This is a genomic window from Mesorhizobium sp. WSM4306, assembly GCF_007003975.1.
GTDB lineage: Bacteria > Pseudomonadota > Alphaproteobacteria > Rhizobiales > Rhizobiaceae > Mesorhizobium.
On the sequence record NZ_VFTC01000040.1, the window covers coordinates 25,532 to 45,306 of the forward strand.

General features: G+C 59.9%; 19 protein-coding genes and 1 pseudogene. 7 read left to right on the forward strand and 13 right to left on the reverse strand.

Annotation, left to right across the window (positions count from 1 at the left end):
- Positions 1-17: 17 nt before the first annotated feature.
- The 4 genes from FJV77_RS29665 to FJV77_RS29680 all read right to left on the reverse strand — a co-directional run bounded on the left by FJV77_RS29665 (position 18) and on the right by FJV77_RS29680 (position 5,465).
- Complete coding sequence (locus FJV77_RS29665; protein ID WP_142869926.1) at positions 18-461, reverse strand: GFA family protein; 444 nt, start codon at positions 459-461, stop codon at positions 18-20.
- 251 nt (positions 462-712) lie between these two features.
- On the reverse strand, positions 713-2,347 hold the full coding sequence (locus FJV77_RS29670) for a hypothetical protein (RefSeq protein WP_142869927.1): 1,635 nt from the start codon (positions 2,345-2,347) through the stop codon (positions 713-715).
- Between the two features lie 379 nt (positions 2,348-2,726).
- Positions 2,727-3,290 carry a transcription termination/antitermination NusG family protein gene (locus FJV77_RS29675; RefSeq protein WP_142869928.1) on the reverse strand — a complete coding sequence of 188 codons (564 nt, stop codon included), beginning with the start codon at positions 3,288-3,290 and terminating at the stop codon, positions 2,727-2,729.
- A gap of 15 nt (positions 3,291-3,305) precedes the next feature.
- Positions 3,306-5,465: a polysaccharide biosynthesis tyrosine autokinase gene (locus FJV77_RS29680; RefSeq protein WP_246691420.1), complete on the reverse strand. Its 2,160-nt coding sequence runs from the start codon at positions 5,463-5,465 to the stop codon at positions 3,306-3,308.
- Positions 5,466-5,818: 353 nt separating this feature from the next.
- Here FJV77_RS29680 and FJV77_RS29685 point away from each other — a divergent pair, with 353 nt between their 5' ends.
- The 3 genes from FJV77_RS29685 to FJV77_RS29695 all read left to right on the forward strand — a co-directional run bounded on the left by FJV77_RS29685 (position 5,819) and on the right by FJV77_RS29695 (position 7,895).
- Entirely contained in the window at positions 5,819-6,397 is a 579-nt protein-coding gene (locus FJV77_RS29685; RefSeq protein WP_142869929.1) for a hypothetical protein, read from the forward strand.
- 206 nt (positions 6,398-6,603) lie between these two features.
- A complete protein-coding gene (locus FJV77_RS29690; protein WP_142869930.1) occupies positions 6,604-7,539 on the forward strand; it encodes a Crp/Fnr family transcriptional regulator in 936 nt (311 codons plus the stop codon).
- A gap of 80 nt (positions 7,540-7,619) precedes the next feature.
- Entirely contained in the window at positions 7,620-7,895 is a 276-nt protein-coding gene (locus FJV77_RS29695) for a hypothetical protein (protein ID WP_142869931.1), read from the forward strand.
- A gap of 309 nt (positions 7,896-8,204) precedes the next feature.
- Here FJV77_RS29695 and FJV77_RS29700 read toward each other — a convergent pair whose 3' ends face one another.
- A complete protein-coding gene (locus FJV77_RS29700) occupies positions 8,205-9,671 on the reverse strand; it encodes a hypothetical protein (protein ID WP_142869932.1) in 1,467 nt (488 codons plus the stop codon).
- Positions 9,672-10,013: 342 nt separating this feature from the next.
- Here FJV77_RS29700 and FJV77_RS32570 point away from each other — a divergent pair, with 342 nt between their 5' ends.
- The 3 genes from FJV77_RS32570 to FJV77_RS29715 all read left to right on the forward strand — a co-directional run bounded on the left by FJV77_RS32570 (position 10,014) and on the right by FJV77_RS29715 (position 14,074).
- On the forward strand, positions 10,014-10,448 hold the full coding sequence (locus tag FJV77_RS32570) for a hypothetical protein (protein ID WP_185970471.1): 435 nt from the start codon (positions 10,014-10,016) through the stop codon (positions 10,446-10,448).
- A 522-nt stretch (positions 10,449-10,970) separates the two neighbouring features.
- Complete coding sequence (locus FJV77_RS29710) at positions 10,971-12,731, forward strand: type I secretion system permease/ATPase (RefSeq protein WP_185970472.1); 1,761 nt, start codon at positions 10,971-10,973, stop codon at positions 12,729-12,731.
- A complete protein-coding gene (locus tag FJV77_RS29715; protein ID WP_142869935.1) occupies positions 12,728-14,074 on the forward strand; it encodes an HlyD family type I secretion periplasmic adaptor subunit in 1,347 nt (448 codons plus the stop codon). The genes FJV77_RS29710 and FJV77_RS29715 overlap by 4 nt, the downstream gene beginning before the upstream one ends.
- Before the next feature lie 72 nt (positions 14,075-14,146).
- Here the strand turns inward: FJV77_RS29715 and FJV77_RS29720 are convergent, their stop codons facing one another.
- The 6 genes from FJV77_RS29720 to FJV77_RS29745 are packed head-to-tail and all read right to left on the reverse strand — an operon-like array spanning position 14,147 to position 18,157.
- Entirely contained in the window at positions 14,147-14,515 is a 369-nt protein-coding gene (locus FJV77_RS29720) for a hypothetical protein (protein ID WP_142869936.1), read from the reverse strand.
- A 39-nt stretch (positions 14,516-14,554) separates the two neighbouring features.
- Positions 14,555-14,989 (reverse strand): lipocalin-like domain-containing protein, encoded by a 435-nt coding sequence (locus tag FJV77_RS29725; RefSeq protein WP_246691421.1) that lies wholly within the window; start codon positions 14,987-14,989, stop codon positions 14,555-14,557.
- A gap of 59 nt (positions 14,990-15,048) precedes the next feature.
- Complete coding sequence (locus FJV77_RS29730) at positions 15,049-16,065, reverse strand: zinc-dependent alcohol dehydrogenase family protein (protein WP_142869937.1); 1,017 nt, start codon at positions 16,063-16,065, stop codon at positions 15,049-15,051.
- A 26-nt stretch (positions 16,066-16,091) separates the two neighbouring features.
- The gene (locus FJV77_RS29735; protein WP_142869938.1) at positions 16,092-16,487 is read right to left on the reverse strand and encodes a cupin domain-containing protein; all 396 of its coding nucleotides are present in this window, start codon (positions 16,485-16,487) and stop codon (positions 16,092-16,094) included.
- A gap of 12 nt (positions 16,488-16,499) precedes the next feature.
- Complete coding sequence (locus FJV77_RS29740; RefSeq protein WP_142869939.1) at positions 16,500-16,970, reverse strand: cyclophilin-like fold protein; 471 nt, start codon at positions 16,968-16,970, stop codon at positions 16,500-16,502.
- Positions 16,967-18,157 carry an MFS transporter gene (locus tag FJV77_RS29745; RefSeq protein WP_142869940.1) on the reverse strand — a complete coding sequence of 397 codons (1,191 nt, stop codon included), beginning with the start codon at positions 18,155-18,157 and terminating at the stop codon, positions 16,967-16,969. The genes FJV77_RS29740 and FJV77_RS29745 overlap by 4 nt, the downstream gene beginning before the upstream one ends.
- A gap of 143 nt (positions 18,158-18,300) precedes the next feature.
- Between FJV77_RS29745 and FJV77_RS29750 the strand changes: the two genes are divergently transcribed.
- The gene (locus FJV77_RS29750) at positions 18,301-19,194 is read left to right on the forward strand and encodes a LysR family transcriptional regulator (protein WP_142869941.1); all 894 of its coding nucleotides are present in this window, start codon (positions 18,301-18,303) and stop codon (positions 19,192-19,194) included.
- On the opposite strand, the pseudogene FJV77_RS29755 reads toward FJV77_RS29750, so the two are convergent.
- Together FJV77_RS29755 and FJV77_RS33425 are read right to left on the reverse strand one after the other, a co-directional pair.
- Positions 19,191-19,530 (reverse strand): annotated as a pseudogene (locus FJV77_RS29755) (SUMF1/EgtB/PvdO family nonheme iron enzyme); the annotation flags it as partial. The gene FJV77_RS29750 and the pseudogene FJV77_RS29755 overlap by 4 nt on opposite strands.
- 28 nt (positions 19,531-19,558) lie before the next feature.
- A complete protein-coding gene (locus FJV77_RS33425) occupies positions 19,559-19,702 on the reverse strand; it encodes a DUF982 domain-containing protein (RefSeq protein WP_348643846.1) in 144 nt (47 codons plus the stop codon).
- Positions 19,703-19,775: the final 73 nt, after the last annotated feature.

Below are 19,775 nucleotides of genomic sequence, written 5' to 3' on the forward strand. Positions count from 1 at the left end.
GAACGCAAAATCAAATTTCATGCGGCCGCATCGACGTCCGACAGCGACCTCGGCCCCGGCACTTCTGCGCTGTTCGCCGCTGGCCGGTCGCGCTCGAACTGTTCGGTGCGGGGCAAGGCGTGCAGCCAGGTTTCGCGTCTTGAGGTCCACAATTCATATTCGGGTACGAGATCGGTCGGCGCGACGTCGAGGCTGCCGATCGCCACCGCGGCCTCGTTGTCGTCGACGAAGGCGACGCGGCTGCCGCAGGTCGGGCAAAAGCTGCGCATGCCATAGGAACTGACGAGGCCCGTCGCCTCGAAGGCCTCCCGCGGCCAGATGGCAAAAGCCGAATAGGCCGAGCCGCCGGCCTTGCGGCAATCCTTGCAATGGCAAAGACCGATGCGGAGCGGCGGACCGCGGACCGAGAACTGCACGCCGCCGCACAGGCAACTGCCGGTCCTGCGTATGGTGTCGAACATGGCAACCTCCGTCATTGCGTGGATCTGCGGGCCGGGTGGGACAAGTGCTCGTCCGAAACAGAGCCATATCGGCTAGTTCGAGTCGGAGCCCCGTGCTGATCCCGGGATGAAACAGGCTCTAGCAACGCCGCCATCGAGCGCGAGCGTTCGGGGTCTTTCCCCGCCTGGCAGCGAACACCTGTCGATTCGCGATGGCGTAAGGCCATGCGTCAGGGGTTGTTGGGGGCTGGCCGACGAGCCGCCCGCCCGCCTCACAAAGACAGCCAGATATGCCTGAACAGTTCGCGGCCGACCGCCTCAATGCCAGCGCTTGCGTCAATGGTTCGGATGGTCTTGTCCTTGGCTCGCAGCTCCGCCATCAGCGACAGCCGCGCATCGAAGGCTTCCTTCCTGATTTCTCCCGGCTTTCGCTGCTCGGAGACGGCAAAATCGGAAACGAGGTGCAAAGTGAGGTGTGGCCGGCATTCCGCCATCTTCTGATAGAGCCCCTGCTCGAGCCGGGCGAGAGCTGACAAGCCAGGGACGGAGAACAGGTGCGGTGGGATGGTTGGTCCGTCCAGATATCCCCTGCCGAGCGCTTGCGGCCACCTGTCGCAAATGACGATCAGGCCGCGCGTCGCCCATCGATGTGCACGTTTCACGACAGCGTATCGCTCAAACGCGATCAAAACTGCCCACAATGCCAACGCGGCGGCAGCAACTCTTCCCTTCGACCAATTTCGGCCAGTGGAATCGTTGCCACCTTGCTGGGCCAAGGACTTAAGGCGGCGTCTATGGGGAAAAACCAGAGTCTGCAACGCCTTGCGAAGCCACCACCCATTGCCATCTCCGGTCCCGACATATGCTTGCGCACACCCGAATTTCCATCGAAATATCTGTGTCAGCCGATCAACCTGGGTGCTTTTTCCCATGCCGTCAGGCCCTATGAGCGCCACTACAAAGCCACCAGCCGCAGGCCGTCGCTTTGGTGGAAATCTGCCGGGCATCAATCGCTGAAGGGATCTCAATGCGACATACGAGGTCTTGCGGGCCAGATGAACGCCGGCGTCGGCTACTCCGAAGCGTCCCGTGAAGCCGCACATTTCCCGGATTGAACGCCGCAGTCGGGCAAGATCTCCGCGGTGGGCGACGAGGCCGCCGCTGGCGTTTTGCAGAAACCTGCAGCTCGCGATTCTCCCGCCGCCAAGCGTGTATTCCACGACATGCAAGCCTTGGTCGCCTGACGGACATGGCAGGCGTGCAAATTGGTCCTTCCAACCATTCCCGATGGTGATCCATTGTCTCCAAGGCAGTGCCCAGGCCCGAAAGGCGAAGCGAGCAATTGCTATCCGAATCTCGTCTTCGGGAGAGACGACCGGGATCGCTACGCCGTCGACACAAATCGACTCCCATCGCGTAATCGCCGCATAGTCGAATACGGGATAGCGCTTGCGAAATTCCCAGCCGACCCGGACCCCGATATGCATATCGAGATGGAGATAGCGGCCATGCGAAAAGTCGGGCAGGAACCAGTCCTCTCGGCCGGCGCAGACATTGTCGTAGCAGGACAGGCTCACGCTGCGACAGCCGTGCAGCTTGCTCACGATCGAGCAGAAGGCTGGGTAGTCGTGTTTGTCTAGAAGGACATCCAGATCGTCCCGCCCCGCAAGTCCATATTGCAGGGATGCGAGATCCTGAATTATTCCATACTTCAGACCGCCCTCATTGAGTGCTCGAAACAATTCTGTGGCGATCGGCAGGGACGGCACCGTCTTGAGTGGCAGGAAGGGGGCGCTTCCGTTGGTTTGTGTAAGACCTTCATCTGCTCTGCTGCCCGACGGGCTTGCGCCAACCACCCTGGCTGGCGCTGAAACACTCGCCCCCGGCGTCAACGCTTCGGCCCGCATGCTTGCCTTGGCCTCTGGAGCCCAGCGACGATACTGTTGCGGCTGCAGGCCATTCCCAGGCGCTCCAGGGTCCGCGGGACGGTGGCTTCCGGGTTTGGATTTCCGTGAAAGTTGCAAGGGGTTTCCTCAGTTGATCGTCTCGAGATTCAATCGCTCATCGTCGCCGGCAAGTAGTCGAATTGGCGCCATATCCATCCGTCGGCGGCTGACTGGTGGGACGTAGCATCCAATGTTCTCAATGCCGGCCTGGAGGCTGGAATGTCGGCTTTTGCAAGCTGCCGCATCGAGGGTGAATTGGGTGCCAATTCGTCCCTCCTTGCCCGATGGTCTCGGCGTCTTCCGCGCAAAAATTTGGTAGATGAAAATTAACGCATAGAATTCAAGAAATTGCTGAAAGTTTATCCCGATCGATCGTAATTGGAATCGACCGGCTCATAATATTTAGGAGAATTCTGACTGCTCCAGCACTTCCGACATGATCAAGAACACCAAGCTGGTCCGAAAACGGTCCGTCTATTATTCTAACTCTTTGACCTGGCCTCAATAGAATGTCCGGGTGCAAAATACCGTCGTCATCGGTTGCTGAGATCAAAGACTCAATCACACCATATGGCGCCGGTATCGGCATTCCTTTGCTCATCACGAGTTTTCGGACGCCGACGGTCGAGTTGATCGGGTACCAACTCTGCTGACGAACAGCCAGCGAGACGAACAGATAGCAGTCGAAATAGGCACAGGAGATGGTTCTGACAATGCGAGCATGGCGAACGGTTCGTCTTCGCTTGGGCAGATAGGTTTGGAAGTGTTGCGCCAAGAGGTGCCGCTCCGCCAAGCTCTCCGAATGTTGGTGCGTCTGGACCACGAACCAGCGCGCGGCGTCCCCGTCGTGAATTTTTCCGACCGGCTCAAGAGAGCGGCTATGAGATAAGTCAGCGTGCAGCATGGCGAAATATTTTCTCTAGTTGAGATAGTAACTGTCAGAAACGCTGCTTTCCAAAGACGTGTAACGGCCATATTTCGGCAGCTTTGGTTCCTCCACCATAGTCAGGGCGATGCCGGCAATCTTGGACCGGCCGCCAAGATGGCGAATTCCTTCGGCAACGGCCTCGCGCGAGGTTTCACGCCACTTCACGACAAAGAGGACTTTGTCCACATACCTCGCTAGGATCGAGGCATCGGCCGCAGGTCCAACAGGTGGTGCGTCAATGATCACCGTGTCGAACCTCCCGCGAAGCTCGTTGAGGACCTGGCGCATTCGCGCGGAAGCAAGAAGGGCAGGCGGGTTCCGGGTCCTTGTACCGGCAGGGAGCAGGGAAATCCCCGAGCGTTCGTCCCGATGAATTGCGTTTGCAGCCCTCATCGGCAAAGTCAGAACATCGACCAACCCGACCTTATCCGCCATGCCGAAGAAAGCCGTGGCAGCAGAAAGCCGCAAGTCCGCATCGACGACCAGAACCCGTTCGCCGTCGGCCGCGGCCGAGCAAGCCAGGCTCAGTACCAGGGTTGTCTTTCCTTCGCCGGGCATCGCCGATGTCACCAGCATGAGGCGCGGCGAACGGATCAGTTCCGGTGTCGCCTCGATGCCCAGACGAAGCCGCCGGACGGCTTCGCTATACCTGGATAGTGGTCTGCGTTCGAGATAGGCCACAGGCTGGGCTTGCGACTGGCCGTCTCTCGACCAGCCCGACATCCTTGGCATGGACGCAAGAACCGGAACTGCCAACTCGTCCTCTATCTGCTTCTTTGCCATGAAGCCGGAAGCGAAAAGTTCACGAAGAACGGCGCCGGCGCCCCCGACGAAGAGGCCGAGGACAAGTCCCAGGGCCGCAAAAAGAGGCCTGTTCGGGAAGCTCGGCGAATCCGGAACACCCGCATCAGTGATCACACGCACGCCGCTGTTGAGGAGGGTGGACTTCTCCTCGGTGAGCTTGGCGCGTGACAGGAATGTCTCAAAGAGTTCCTTGTTCGCGGCAGCAATCCTCTCCAGATCGCGCAGCTGGACGCCGACCTGACCTTCGATTTCGGACCGGTTGGATACTGAATCCAAGGCTCGAGCCAGAGAAGCTTCCCGGGCCTCTGCGGCATCGACTTCATTCTTCAGATTGCCAATGAGACGCTGTACTTCGGCGGTGATCTGTCCCTCGATGTCGCGGCGCTCCGCCTGAGCCGTCATGACCTCCGGATGCCGATCGCCATATTTCAATTTGAGGTCGGCTTCCCGTCGTGTCACTCCAGAGAGCTGAGCCCGAAGTGCGCTGATCACCACGGATTGCAGTACGTCCGGTATCGACTGGATGTCACCTCCGCTAGTCTGCAATTTGTCAACTTGTTGAAATTGTGCCCGTTTCTCCGACAGTTCGGCGCGCGCGTTAATCAACGCGATATTCAATTCGGACAGCTGCTGGTCAGTCAAACTGCCTGCTGGCGTCGCCAACAAATTGTGATCGATCCGAAACTTCTGGACGGCTTGTTCCGAAACGCTCAGTTCCGCTCGCAGAGATGCGGCCCGCTCACTGAGCCATGTGGACGCTTTCCTGGCCCCTTCGTAGCGAGACCTTACGCGATCAGCGAGATAGGCTTGGGATATTGCGTTCGCCAGGGAGGCTGCTTTTCCCGGGTCGTAAGCGGTCACTGAAATCTCAATTACATCCGCCATCCCGACACGCGAGACTCCGAGCGCGCCTTGCAGCCATCCTAATGCCCCCAACCCGATCTTGGGATCCTCCGTCAGCTTTTCGCTGTCGACGACCTTCTGAAGGAGCGATGCGGATCTCAGAACCGCAATCTGGCTTTCGATGAATGTCGAATTGTCGGCAAAATCAGAATTGGAATAATCCTGCGGAGTCATATAGTCGATCGGGGAATCGAGTAAGATTTGTGCAGCCCCTGTATACGATGGCGGAAGCACATAGGCGGCAACCACAAATAGGCAAAAGGTGACCGCTGCAATACTGCACACGAGTTTCCACCGGCGGAGGAAGAAATCAAGAATTTCCCTGACGTCCAGCGGTAGCAACTCTCGGGTTATGATCGGATTATCAGTTGGACTTGCCATCTCCGAATCCTTGCGATCAGCAGCACAAATCCGCCCCTCCAGCGTCGGCTGAATTTGCTTCACATCAAAATATTTCGGGCAACCGCCTGTTTAAGCGCAATGAAAACACCCAACAGGGTAGCTCCCCGCCATTCGGTATGTCCAAATCGCTCCCGCCCGACGACCGGCAGCATCGCCAGCCAGTCCGAAACATAACAGCTTCGCGGACATCGTAGCCATTACCATTATTGAGTAGTAAATCGGCTAAAGGTCGATCTGGTCTACCCGACAAGCCTTTCAGACCTTAGGACATGCGCCGGGAAATCTGTCGCTCTTCCGGGAGGTCTAGAACACCACCACCGGCCATCAGGCGCGCAGGAGAACCTACGCTCCCAGGCGCCGAGCAAGCGGCCGGCCTCGTCCAGCCTGAGGTTGATATGGATAATTACAGTGACGTTGTTCCGAGGCTTGTAGATTGGGCGGTCATCCGGCCGTTGTCCATTCTGATGCTGTCTGCAACCTGGCCGTTGATGCTTCTTCTGGATAAGGGCCGGTTGCTGGTCTACGGGGCCCTTGCCATTTTTATTGGAGCCGGGGCCTTGATTGTATTTGGCATCGAAAGTCCCGCAGGAGCAGCCGTTGTCGTTTTGGCCTACAGTTTGCTGGTTTCAGTTGCCTTGCTTTCCACCCGGAAGCGACTTGCCCGGATCGAAAGCCGCCTTGAATCGGTCATATCGGCACTCGACGACCTGGAGGTGGCCGAAGAAAGATGGCAGACCTACAACGCCAAACGTGCCCTGCGACGCCGGAAGTCGGCAGCCAAGCCAATGGCGCAAATCGTTTCGACTGGCGCATCCCAGAGTCTCGAAAGAGATACCCAGGTGATCGCCGGCCCGCCTTGGCGAGAATTGCAGGCTCCCGATCCGCGAGTGGGATTGGCTATTCCGGCTTCAGCTCAACCTGCGGTACCCGACGGACTTCCAGAAAAGCGTCAAGCAGGGCTGATATCAAGTTGAGCGGGTCTTTTTCGCGAGCGCGTTAACCGGCTGAAGCGACCGCAAGTAGCGGTGACGTTCGCTGGGCGCAGCCCTAGAAAAGATGTTCGAAAGCGGGCGATCCGTGGCCACGGGAAGTCCAGGGCAAGTAGCTGAGGCCCTTCCGGTAGCCAGATCATAGGAGCCGGCTTCGATCGAGATGACCAGCGCCGGTCGACTTTCATCCAATGGTTCACATGCTCGCTGCGAGCGGGACGAAAGTGCGCGATCCCCTGGAAGTCGTTTTGTGCCAGGGCGCCACGACGGATCTGCCCAAAAGTGGTAAGGCTGTACCCGACAGTGGTAGGCTGCGACGCCATTCGGCTGAAAGGGTAGAGGGAACTTTTTGTCCAGTTGATGGTTTGCAGCTCCATATTGATCGAAGGGACGATCATGGGTGGGGCTATTGGGACAAAATGAACTTATCAAAGCAGGTTTTTGGATTGGCGAGGGGACCTGGGCTTGCTGACGCGAGTTGGGAAGAGGGATTCTCTGTACTGCCGGGAGCTGTGCGCCGACGTTATCCAGCGAACACGACGATTGCACGCGCGCATCAGGCCAGATCCCTTATCCTGGTGGTGACTGCGGGATGGGCCGCATTCGTCAAGGCATTGCCGAACGGCTCGCGTCTTATCGTCGATTTTGCGCTTCCTCGCGAAATTGCCTTGATTGAGTTCAACGGAGAAGGGGGCGAGACGGTAACGGCTCTTTCCGATGTGACTGCGATCGAGCTAATCGGTACTGTCCGTACTTGTTTATCGCGCTATCCGCAGGCCATTTGCGAGACTATCCTGCTGGCTCAGGCAAGGCGGTACTCCAGGGTTACGGAACATCTGGCAGGAGTCAGCAGAAGGGGACCTGTAGAGCGCACGGCTCATTTTCTTCTCGAACTGGCCTGCCGCTCACATCGATCGGCAACCAGTTATCCGGACCGCTTTGAATGCCCGCTGACCCAGGCCGAGATGGCCGACGCGCTGGGGCTTTCGGCTGTGCATGTAAGTCGTGTGTTGAAGGAATTGCGGGAAAGCGGCCTGGCTTCATTCCGCGGCGGCGTGGTCGAGCTGCATGACCATGCGGGACTTATCAAAACGGCCGGATTTGATCGGTCGTACATCTCCAGCTGACGCCAAGCGCCGTGGGGAACTCGCCCGTCGCTACTGTGAAAGTTCGCCGCTCCGCGAGCATGCGTCGAGATCGCAGTATCATGGCAGGTCCATCGTTCGGCGACTGTCATGGCTGGGCGCGGATCATCGGTCACATTCCGCTGCTGATGCCGTCACGCTACTGGAGCCTTACGGCTCGTCGAATCCTATCCCTGTTCACTGCCGATTTCGACGCTGTGAATGAGGCGATCGCCAGGATCTCGTTTTGTGACGACGTGGTGATCCTGAGCGGCGGCCGGATGAAAAAGCAGGCACCTTTCGGCGCCCTGGTATCGCTCAGCATAGACGAGCTTTACCAGCACGAACCGTTCGACTGAGAAGGATCCGGGCCGGCCCGCGATTGCGTCCTGGACGCGTCTGCAGCCTGTCGGCTGAAGGTTCCCGCAAGGGTTCGAATGAGAAGACCAGGGGATTGTCGCTTGCACCTTCCGTGATCGCACCAATGCCCTGCGGTGCTGACGCACGCTACCTTGGCTGCGCGGCGGACCTGTCGATTCGCCTGGCCGGCGCCCCATTGGTTTACTCTCCGGGTGAGGTGCCGGCCTCCCATCGTGGCGCTGTCGTCCTTGCGACCTCTGGAGCGCGTGCGAAGCGACGTCACGGACACGCTGGAACGAGAAAGCGAGCTACGAAGCGGCGCTGACATTCCTGCGGATGCGCCGCCTGCCCGTTGTCCGTGCTTTCTTCGCCATCACGCCGGCTATCTCGACCACCCCTTCCTCGCGCGGTCTACCGCTGGTGGCCTTATGGAGCCGCTCGTAGGGTAGCAGTTCCTTGATCCGGGCATTGAGTGACACGATTTCGGCTTTGAGGTCCTCGCACTCCTGCCTCTGGACGTCGAACTGTATCTGTTCGGATGCCTGTTGCAGCGAAAGCTGTGAAAGATTGGCGTTCACCTTCGAAAGACTCATCTTGTCGTTTTCGTTGTCCTGGGTGAGCGCGGACAATCTTTCATCGGCGATTTTCTTTTCGGCCAGGGTGTCGTTCAATTCGCTCTTGAGCCTGGCGATCTCGTTGGCGGCCTCGCTGTTGTCGTTCGACGTTTGCTCCAATCGCGATTGCAGATTCTGGATCTCCGATCCCAACCCGCGCATTTCCGCCTGACTGCGAGCCAGCTCGGCTTCCTTGTCGCCTTCCATCATGCGGGCCGCTTCGGTTGTTTCCGTCAGCTTCGCCTGTGCGGCCTCAAACGCCTTCTGGAGCCGCATCTCTTCTTTCTCGCTCTTCCCGAGGGCGGCCAGCAGCTCCGAAAGCCGCGCCGCTTCGCTGGCATGGATCGTCGAGAGCTCATCGAGCCTGTGGCGCGCCTGGGATTCCCGCTTCAGCGCCTTGTCGAGCTCGATCGACAGGCTGACATGCTTTTCCCGCAGCATCTTGCTCTCGCGCAGGCGCCTGTTGGCCTCGACCGTCCTGGCGGTCAGCCGCTTGGCGATGTCGCCGAACTCCGCCTCGCGTTTTGCGCTCGCATTGGCTGTCTCCACAAGTTCCAGCCTTGTCGCGGCAAGTGCTGCACGAAGCGCCTCCCGGTCCTGAACCAGGCTTGTCTCGCGCTGTTGCAGCGCTTCGAATGCGCCTTCACGCTCGCGCAGCTTTCTCACCGCGTCGTGCAGCTTTTCTGACAGCGTCCTTTGTTCGGCGGCCAGACCGGCATTTGCAACCTCCAGCTCGTTGGCGCGAAGAATGTCGTTGTGGAGGATGTTGAGAAATTCGCGCGTCAAATGGTGTGAGGTGCCGATCTCCGACAGCTTGTCGTTGATCTCCTCCAGATAGTTCCTGGCGTCATCGAAGAGCCCTTCAAAGGCACTCAATGCCGCCAGTCGGGTCTGGGTATGGGCGGTCAGGCGTGGCGCCGTTTCGGAACTGTTTGCATCGCCCGCACTGTCCGCGTTCTTCGCACTATCGCCATTTGCCGCATCGGCTTGGGGTGGCCCGTCACCAGATCTCGCCGCGGATTCCGGGACATCGTCGCTCTCGGGCGGCACCAGCTCTTCGGCGTCGAGACTTGCATCCAGCGCGTCCGCCAAATCGGTCTGCAGGTCCTGAATTGCTTTGTCTACGTCTTCAGCACGCTTAATCAGGCCTCTGAAGTTCATGACCGAACTCCCCTTACGCAAACTCCAACAGGAACTTAACGAATTGCTAATATACCCTTACATCCGCGGATTGCGCAGGGGAAGCCCCCGTTGGCAGGATCTTTATCCTCGTAATCTGGACCGAATCTCCGGCAGTGGGGCTTAGGCATTTCGCACATCGGAACATGTATCAAGCCGACGCAAGTCCATGAGTTAATCAACAGGTGTGGAGGCCACCGCTCAAATGCAAAAAAATCTTACTTCATCCTAGTTCTTTTGCGTTGTGAGCTCATCCAAGTGGTGGAATGGACTGTGCCCCATATGAGGTCCTAGCGTTCCTTTTTGCGCAAGCTGGGGAGCCGTATGATACCGTTACAAATCAAAGAGCTGTTGGAAGTTGCGGTATACCGGCGAACCATCAGGGCAATCGACCACGCCTATGACGTCGACATGGCAAATGCTTGCACGCTGGTAGAGCGGGAAAAGGCTGAATACCGACATTATTGGGAAACGCTGCTATACTATGAACAGATTGCGGAGATTAAAACGCGGCGACTAGTCCGGAAGGCGGACCACCTCAATATCCCGATTGGCTACTCGGGCGACAACAGCCCAATGTGGAGGAGATCGTCCCAGCTTAACAGCTGGATCCTGACGCCGCTTGGTTACTCTAAAGTCCAAAATATGATCCGCCAAGAATGCAAAGACCGCCGACAGCGCGCCACCACCTGGGCTGGCGTGATCGCTGGCCCACTCACCCGGCTAGCATCTGTTTGGCTGGTTGGGCGCGGGCAGTAAGCTGTACAGCGAGTGCGCATGGCTCTTAAGCCGACTTGCGCATCCAGCGTGAAGGCGCATGTCGCTGCCCGGTAGGTGGCGCGCCTGTGGTTGAACCAAAGCTCGCCCAGACATTGTCCACGATAGGAGCTTGGGATGGTACATGGTGGGCTGAAATTCGAATATCCGAACGCCCGCTTGGAGCAATAGGCCCCAGAAGTAGCGCCCGGCAAGGGAGGCAAAGGTGTCGCGGGCGAGTGCGGGAGCAGCGCCAGGGAGGAGGGTTGGGACCCTCAAGACCCTGGCGTCATTGTCTCCGTGGCACCGACGTGATCGCAGCTCCTCTACGGGTGCTATCGCGACGTGATGCTCATGCTTTGTGATCTTCAGCTGAGTCGCAAGGGCTTCACCATGATGTGAGGCCTCAGCTGCGCTGGCTGTCTTCACCATGGCTATCAAAGATGCGCAAACGATAGCATGACAACTCCGCATGATATATAAAACTTGTCTAATATGATCGCTTGTCCGAGGGGCAAGTTCGGGATGCCCAGTTATTCGAACAGAACGGTGCTATCGAGAAGCGTGGTCGAAATGGGCCTCTTCTCCGCGGTGATGAACACCCTGGTGTTAATCCTGCCCCTCTACATGCTGCAGGTATATGATCGGGTTTTGCCTGCAGCCAATCTGGACACTCTCACCTACCTGACCTTACTCGCGCTCTCGTCACTCTTGCTCTTCGGGGTGCTCGAAGTCGTTCGGGGGATATATGCGAGCCGGCTCGCCGCGCGGCTCGATGTTGCGCTTGGTGCATCGTCTTTTCTCTCAGCAATGAGCGGCCCACGCGCTGGGCTCGGCGACGTCCAGGCCTTACGCGACTTGGCCACCCTGCGTGGGTTTATCGCTTCGCGAACTATCTTCTTTCTCTTCGACCTCCCTTTTGGACCGATCTTCGTGGGCCTGCTTTATTTCATCCATCCGCTGCTCTTCCTGGTAACGGTCATCGGCGCGGCTCTCATGGTTTCCATCGCCGTGCTGAACCAGGTCGCCAGTTCGCGGCCCGGCAAGGAGGCGGCGGAGAATCTCAGCGCCTCAATGAATTCGGCGCAGGCCTTCGCGCGAAACTTCGAAACGGTCCGTGCACTCGGCATGGTGTCCAACGCAATAGAGTTCTGGGGTGCCCGTTTTTCCGGCTCGCTGCAGGCCTCGGATGGGCTCGCTCGCATCAACGCATTTTATGGCGGTGTGTCTCGCACCACGCGATCGGTACTGCAAATCGCGATACTAGGCGTCGGCGCCTATCTGGTTCTGCACAACGAGATGACCGCCGGGATGATATTTGCGTCCTCGATGATTTCCGCGCGCGCTTTGCAACCTCTCGATCAAATCGTTGGAAGCTGGCGGCAGATCACCGACGCCAATCTTGCATGGAAGAGGCTTGCGGCTTCCCGATCCGGACCGGACAAGCAGGAAAACATAGCATTGCCCGCCCCTGAAGGAGCGTTGAGCGCGGATCAGATAGTCTATCAGCTTCCTGGATCGGCCGACGGCGCGCTGCCGCTCATAAAGCGAGTGACTTTCGAGGTCCCCGCTGGAGAAACCGTCGCTATCGTCGGCCCAAGCCAGGCCGGAAAATCGACGCTGGCGCGGCTTATCGTCGGTGCCATTCAACCCCTTTCTGGCGCGATCCGCATCGATGGGGGCGACATTCGAAATTGGGATCCGGAGAAACTCGGCCATCACATTGGCTACCTTCCGCAGGATGTCGAGCTCTTCCCAGGAACAATCGCCCAGAACATTTCGCGCTTTGAGCCCGATGCAGCTGACGAAAAGTTAGTCCGGGCGGCCCAACAGGCGCAGGTGCATGAGCTCATCCTGGGGCAGAGGAACGGATATTCAACTGTGATCGGCCCCGCTGGCGTTCGCCTCTCAGGCGGTGAGCGTCAACGTATTGGCCTTGCGCGCGCCTTTTACGGCGATCCCAAGATCCTGATGCTCGACGAGCCCAATGCAAATCTTGATTCTTATGGCGAAGCTGCGCTCGTGCGCGCGATCATCCAGGCGCGCTCTCGAAAAACCACCGTCCTTGTCATCACCCACCGGCCCTCCCTCGCAGCCAGATGCGATCGCATACTTTTGCTGCGCAATGGCCAGGTCGAGATCTATGGTTCGACCAAGGCCGTGCTCGACAAACTTGCCGACCGACAGGGGCAAGCCACATCGCCCGCAGCTTCCCAGTCACGTGACAACGAAGGAGTGGTGCCATTCCCCGTCACCTACACGCGTGTAGATAAAGGTCGCCAATGACGATTCGTAGCCAAACCATCCAGACGGGCGCCAATACGTATCGCTGGCAACGTGACGTCGATACACGCACCGATCGGATCACGCTGGCGGGGTATGGAAGCGTGGCCGTTTTTTTGCTCGGCTTCGGATTCTGGGCAGCCACTGCACCAATTGCAGGAGCAACGATCGCGCCAGGGGTGGTAGCAGCAGCAGGACAAAATGTCATGATCCAGCACCTCGAAGGGGGCGTGGTCAGCAGCATCAAGGTCCGAGAGGGAGACAGGGTCTCAAGGGGCCAGGCCCTTATCGTGCTCGATCCGACCGTGGCGCAGTCCCAACTCAACCGCGTTCTCAAGCAGTGGGTTGCACAAAAAGCTGAAATTTCGCGGCTTGAGGCAGAGCGAGACGGCCTCGCGAAAATCGTCTTGTCCAGTGACCTCGGAGCCTATTCCGGCGCTTCCGAATACAGTGATGTCTTTGGAGAGCAAAATAAGGAATTTCAGGCTCGGTTGGCGCGCTATGCCGCAGAACAGGGGATTCTGAAGCAAAGGGTAACGGCCCTCCAGGACGCGATTGTCGGGCTAAGGGCTCAAAAGAAGGCAGCGGAAAATCAACTTGCGATCGTCAGCGGGGAGACGGAGCGAAAAAAAGACCTGCTGAAAAAAGGACTCACAAATCGTTCAGAATACACCGATCTTCTGCGCAGCACCGCCGAGTTGGTAGGCCAGGCAGGGTCTCTGGAAGCTCAGATTTCCAGCTCGGCGACGCAGACTGTGGAAGCGCGCCAGCAGATTGAACGACTTACAACCGGCCGGGTCGAGGATGCCGTTACGGAATTGAACAAAGCACGGGCGCAGGTCGCGGATCTTGAGGAACAAATCAACGCTGGTCGATCGGTTCTGGACCGGATGACCATCCGGGCGCCGGTGGACGGCATCATCGTTAGATCGCTCTACAATTCCCAAGGCAGCGTCATCCGTGCTGGGGAGGTGGTAATGGAGCTTCTGCCGACCACGAACGAGTTCATTGTCGAGGCCAGGGTAAAGCCTGAAGATATCGACTCAATCCGGGTGGGGCAGGACGCAAATATGATGTTCACGGCGCTCAACGCGCGTACGACGCCGAAAGTGCCCGGAAAGGTGTTCTACATTTCGGCCGACCGGCTGATCACACCCAGCACGGGACTGCCTTACTTCTCCGTACGGCTTAAAATGGCCGACAAGTTGCCGCCGCAGATCAAGCCCGAGCAGATCTATCCAGGCATGCCGGTTGAAACATTCATCTCAACCGGCGAGCGAACGTTTCTGGCTTATCTGACTAAGCCGCTGGTGGATTCGTTCCAGCGCGCCTTCCGGGAGAGGTAGGCCGGGCTGCTTTCTCCTGGATATCGCAAGTTTCAGATGTGAAGCGGACGCCGGATCAATCCGGCGCACGCTTCACGTTGGAGCTCTGTTGCCTTCTCCGTCAGTGAAGTGGAAGTCATCCGCTGGATTCCGGCCAGTGCCGTCGTCGGCAACTGTGAAGCTGTCCGCATCGTAAGCGCCGATGTCCGGTGCTGAACCAAATATCTCGAGGTCTACCTTGTCATCATTGGTGATGCCGGCGATGCTTCCACTGAAATCGAATGAATCGTCCAACCGCAATGTTCCGGCAGCGTCTGTCCCGAAGATGAGGTCGGCGGAAGAGGCGGCGTGAAACTCAAGCTGCGACATGCTTCCGATGATGGCATCGCCGTCGCCGGCAAGCCTGCACCAATGAATTAGCCGAGTGTTCTTGCGCTTGCTGGCGTCGTCCAGCGCCAGCATTGTGGCCACCGCAAAACCTTCGCAGCTGGGCCGCTCAGATCAGTAGCGCTCGTAGGTTACGCGCCAGCCTTCGGCCGGATTGTCCGGCCTGAGGACCAGTTTGTTGTCCGAGACCTCGAATTTGCGCTTCATGCTCTGCCCGACAAGGTTGCGTACCAGGGAAGACTCGACGGTAATGACGAAGGTCTTGTCCTGGTCGTTGATGGCGACAGGCCCGTAGTAGGCTTCATAACCATTCGTGGTGTAAGGTGTATCCGGCGCCTTGGCGTCGGGGTTCTGCGCCTGCACCGAGAGTGTGCCGGCCTCGGTGAAAATGACCTGGCCGGAATACGGCACGGGGTTGAGGTTTCCGTCGGCGCCGACCTCGAGCGACGTCATGCGCCACGCACCGACGATCGGGGACTCATGGGAAAAGGCCGGCGTGGCGGCCGAAAGCGCAAGCGCAAGGGCGGCGATCTTCAATGTCATCGTCATATGTCTTGTTCCTCTTCTGCTTTGTCAGAGCGGACGAACTGTCCGCCTCCAATCTTTCCTCACACCGAAAGCATGACCTTGATGGCGCGGCGTTCGTCCATGGCGCGGTAGCCTTCGGCGACCTCGGCCAGCGGCAGCTTGAGGTCGAAGACCTTGCCGGGCTTGATCCGCCCTTGCAGCACCCGGTCCATCAGGTCCGGCAGGAAGCGGCGCACCGGCGCGGGGCCGCCCAGCATGCGCTTCTGGCCGAAGAACAGTCTTTGGCCGTCGAAGCTCACGCCGTGCGGCACGCCGACATAGCCGATCGTGCCGCCGGGCCGGGAGCAGGCCAGCGCCTGGTCGAAGGATTCTCCCGTGCCGACGCATTCCAGCACCGAGTCCGCGCCGACACCCCTGGTGAGGTCCTTGATGCGCGCGATGCCTTCCTCGCCGCGCTCGGCCACGATGTCGGTGGCGCCGAACTCGCGGGCGAGCTTTTGGCGGCTCGCGTGGCGGCTCATGGCGATGATGCGCTCCGCGCCCATCTCCTTGGCCGCGAGCACGCCCATCAGGCCGACCGCGCCGTCGCCGACCACCACCACCGTCGATCCTTCGCGTACCTCGGCCGCATCGGCGGCGTACCAGCCGGTGCCGAGCACATCGGACACGGCCAGCAGGTCAGGGATGAGTTCGGCCGGCGGCACCTCGGCGCTTGCGACCAGCGTGCCGTCGGCCAGCGCCACGCGGGCATAAGGCGCCTGCGCGCCCGACATGAACTCGCGCTGCTCGCAGGAGGATTGGAAGCCGAAGCGGCAATGCGGGCAGGTGTTGTCGGAGAGGCAGAACGAGCCGACGACGAACTGGCCGGGGCGGACCGTGCGCACCTCAGCGCCGACCTCGACGACGATGCCGCAATATTCGTGGCCCATATTCATCGGGCCGTCGACCGGCTGCAGCCCGCGATAGGGCCACAGATCTGAGCCGCAGATGCAGCTTGCCGAGAGTTTGATGATGGCGTCCGTCGGCCGCAGGATTTTCGGGTCGGCTATTTCCTCGCAGCGGATGTCGCCGGGCTTGTGAAGAACGGTTGCGAGCATTTTGCTTTCCTTTCGTTCAATCGATGTCAGGCGCCATAATCGGCGTCGGTGACATGTTCCAGCCAGTCCACGACCTTGCCTTCCTTGACCTCCTGGAGAGCGATATGGGTCATGGCGGTCTGAGGCGACGCGCCGTGCCAGTGCTTTTCGCCGGGCGCGAACCAGACGACGTCGCCCGGCCGGATTTCCTCGACCGGGCTGCCTTCGCGCTGGACGCGGCCGCTTCCGGAGATGACAATCAGCGTCTGGCCGAGCGGATGCGTGTGCCAAGCGGTGCGGGCGCCCGGCTCGAAGGTCACCTGCGCGCCCTGCACCCGCGCGGCGTCGAAGGGATTGAAGAGCGGATCGATCCGCACCGTGCCGGTGAACCAGTCAGCGGGACCCTTGCCGGAAGGCCTCGTGCCTGCGCGAAGAATGTCCATGATGATCTCCTGTCAGATGGGTTCGATGCGAAGCGGGAACTCGCCGCGAACATGAAGGGCCTCGGAGCCTTCGTCGAATCGGCCCAGCCTGATCAGCCCGGGATGGTGATAGTCTGCGTAGAACATGGCCAGATTGCCCCAGGGCATGAAATAGCAGAGGTCGTAGGGCTTCTCGTTGGCGAACGGACCGCTGCCCTCCTCGGTCAGCTTGCGCGGCAGGTAGGCGATCTTCTCGTTGTGCGCGTAGTCCTCGATCTTGAGGTCGAGCGGCAGCATGGAGAAGAAGTCGCGCGCCGACGAATTGTCGTAGAGCGTGGCGGTCATGGTGCGGCCGTTGAAAATCATCCTGATCTTCATGTCGGTGGGTTCCTGGCTGGCTGGGTCCCTGCTCTCTTGGCTGGCGGCCGCGCGCGGCAGGGCCGCCACCGCGAGCGCGGCGCCGAGCAATGTCCGGCGGCTGAGCATCGCACGCACGATGGTCATGGCAGGGACCTCCGGGCCATATGCGATGCGGCAAAGGCGGCGAGCGCCGATCCGCAGAGCAGCACCGCGCCGAAAGTGAACGCTCCCCACCAGCCGAATGTATCGAAAAGCATGCCGCCGATCGCGGCGCCACCGGTGATGGCGAGCTGGATGACGGCCACCTGCAGCCCGCCGCCGGTCTCCGCGTCGTCCGGCAGCGCGCGGCTGAGCCACGTGCCCCAGCCGACGGGCGCGGCCGTGCCGAAGAAGCCCCAGGCAACGAGCAGTAGCGCTGTCGGAACCGGCAACGCGCCGAAGGCGATGAGCGCAACGGCCAGCGCGGCCATGACCAGCGGGATGACGATGAGGATGCTGAACAGGCGCGTGCGCAAAAGCCGGCCGATGCACCATGTGCCGGCCACGCCCGCCAGCCCCATCGCCAGCAGGATTGCCGAAAGCGCGGCGATATCGAGCCGGGTCACGCTCTCGAGGAAGGGGCGCAGATAGGTGAAGAGCGCGAACTGGCCCATGAACAGCATCATGATCGACGCCATGGCGATGGCGACAGGAAGACGGCCGAGCAGCGCCAGCGGATTGCCCGGACGCTTCCTCCGGCGCGGGGGCAGCGCCGGCAGGCTGGTCCACTGCCAGACCAGAGCCAGGAGCCCGAGCGGCACGACGAGGAAGAAAGCGCCACGCCAGCCGACATAGGCGCCGAGAAAACTGCCCAGCGGCGCTGCGATGGTGGCCGCAATGGCATTGCCCGCGTTCAGCACGGCGAGGCCCCTCGGAACCATGTCTTCCGGCACGAGGCGCATGACGATCGCGGTCGACATCGACCAGAAGCCGCCGATCGCGATGCCGAGCAGCGCCCGGCCAACCATGAGGAACGCGTAGTTCGGCGCGAAGGTGACAGCAAGCCCGGAAACGATTAGGAGCACGGTAAAGCCGGCCACGACCAGCCTGCGGTCGATCCGGCGCGTGAGGCCGGCGACCAGCAGGCTGGTCACGACGGCGAAAGCGCCCGAAATCGAGATCGCCTGTCCCGTGCGGCCCTCGGTGATGCCGAGATCGGCCGCGATCGGCGACAGCAGGCTAACTGGCATGAATTCCGACGCGATGAGGACGGAAACGCATAGCGCCATCGACAGCACTGCGCTCCATGCGGCGCGGTCTTCGACAAGCCTAGTGTCGTAGGTTGTATCCATAGCGGGTATCCTTGAGGCAGCAGGCTGGCCGCGACCGCCAAGCCATGCCGACAAGATATGGCAAGGCAGCGCCTTCGATTAGATCGAATAATCCGCATGAACTTATCGATTTGTGATATAAATGATCGTTCAGGAGATTGCCTATGCAGCGCGACCACATGAAGGATCTACTGTGGTTCCTGGCTGTCGCCCGGGAGCGCAGCTTCACCAAGGCGGCGGCGAAGCTTGGAACCTCGCAGTCGACCCTAAGCTCGACGATCAAGGAGCTGGAAGCCCGTCTGGGCGTTCGGCTGCTGACCCGCACGACGCGGAGCGTCGCGCCGACCGAGGCCGGCGAGCGGCTGTTCCAGTCTCTCGTGCCTCGCTTCGAGGAGATCGAATCCGATCTTGCAAGCCTGGTGGCCTTTCGTGATAAGCCCTCCGGAACGGTCCGCCTCACGCTCTCCGACCATGCGCTGCAGACGACCGTCTGGCCGAAGCTGCAGCCCGTGCTCAGCGACTATCCCGACGTGCGCGTCGAGCTCTATAGCGACAACGGCATGAGGAACATCGTCGAAGAGCGCTTCGACGCAGGCGTGCGTCTGGGGGAGAGCATCGACAGAGACATGATCGCGGTGCGGATCGGCCCGGACTGGCGGCTCGTTGCCGTGGCTTCGCCGGACTATTTCTCCCGCCACCCGGTTCCGGTCACACCCCAGGATCTGGTCGGGCATGACTGCATCAACATGCGCCAGACCACGTTCGGTGGGCTTTACGCCTGGGAATTCGCGAAGGATGGCCGTGACCTACGGGTCCGGGTGGAAGGTCAGCTAACTTTCAATACATCCATTGCCATGATCGACGCAGCGATCAGCGGCTACGGGATCGCCTACGTACCGGAGAATCTCGTAAGCCATCATCTGTCGGAGGGGCGGCTGGCTCTAGTGCTTGACGACTGGAGCCCACCTTTTGCAGGCTACCACCTGTACTACCCGAGCAGGAGGCAGGTCTCTCCGGCGATGGCAGTGATCGCCGAGGCACTTCGCTATAGGGGCTAGCATAGGGCTTCGTCGTTACTCGACCAATCGTCGTTTGCGATGGGCAGACCCACAAGGATTGAAGATCGCTTGGTGTCCACCGGCTGCGCCATGCGTGCAGCCGGTCGGTAACGCTGACAATGGCTTGGGAGCAAACAGGAAGGACCCGCCCGTGGTGATCTTGCGCGGGATCCTGAAGTTGGGCGTCATTAGATCGTAGCTCGCCTCGCGTTTGTCGCCGCGCGGGTTGGCCATCGTGCAACAAGGGCTCTCGATCCGACGCTGCTCGTGGTACCAGTCAGTCGTCCACTGCCAGACATTGCCGGCCATATCGTAGAGCCCATAGCCGTTTGCTGGGACCCGCCTCCGCGATGACTTGGCTATACTATGAGGCCTGGACCAAACCTGCACGACGGGCCGCTTTCAAGAATGCCCTTCCTGCTTGTTGTGGAGTCCGCCATCCGTCCAGGGAGTCGCGGCAAGTGCGGCAGGCAGCTCGATAGCTTGGTCCTCTCGCCATTCTGGCCATTGGTCATGAAGGCACTCAAGTGCTTCCCAACTGCTGGCAACCACCCGCTCCCTTGAGGGTCTCACGCGCAGTC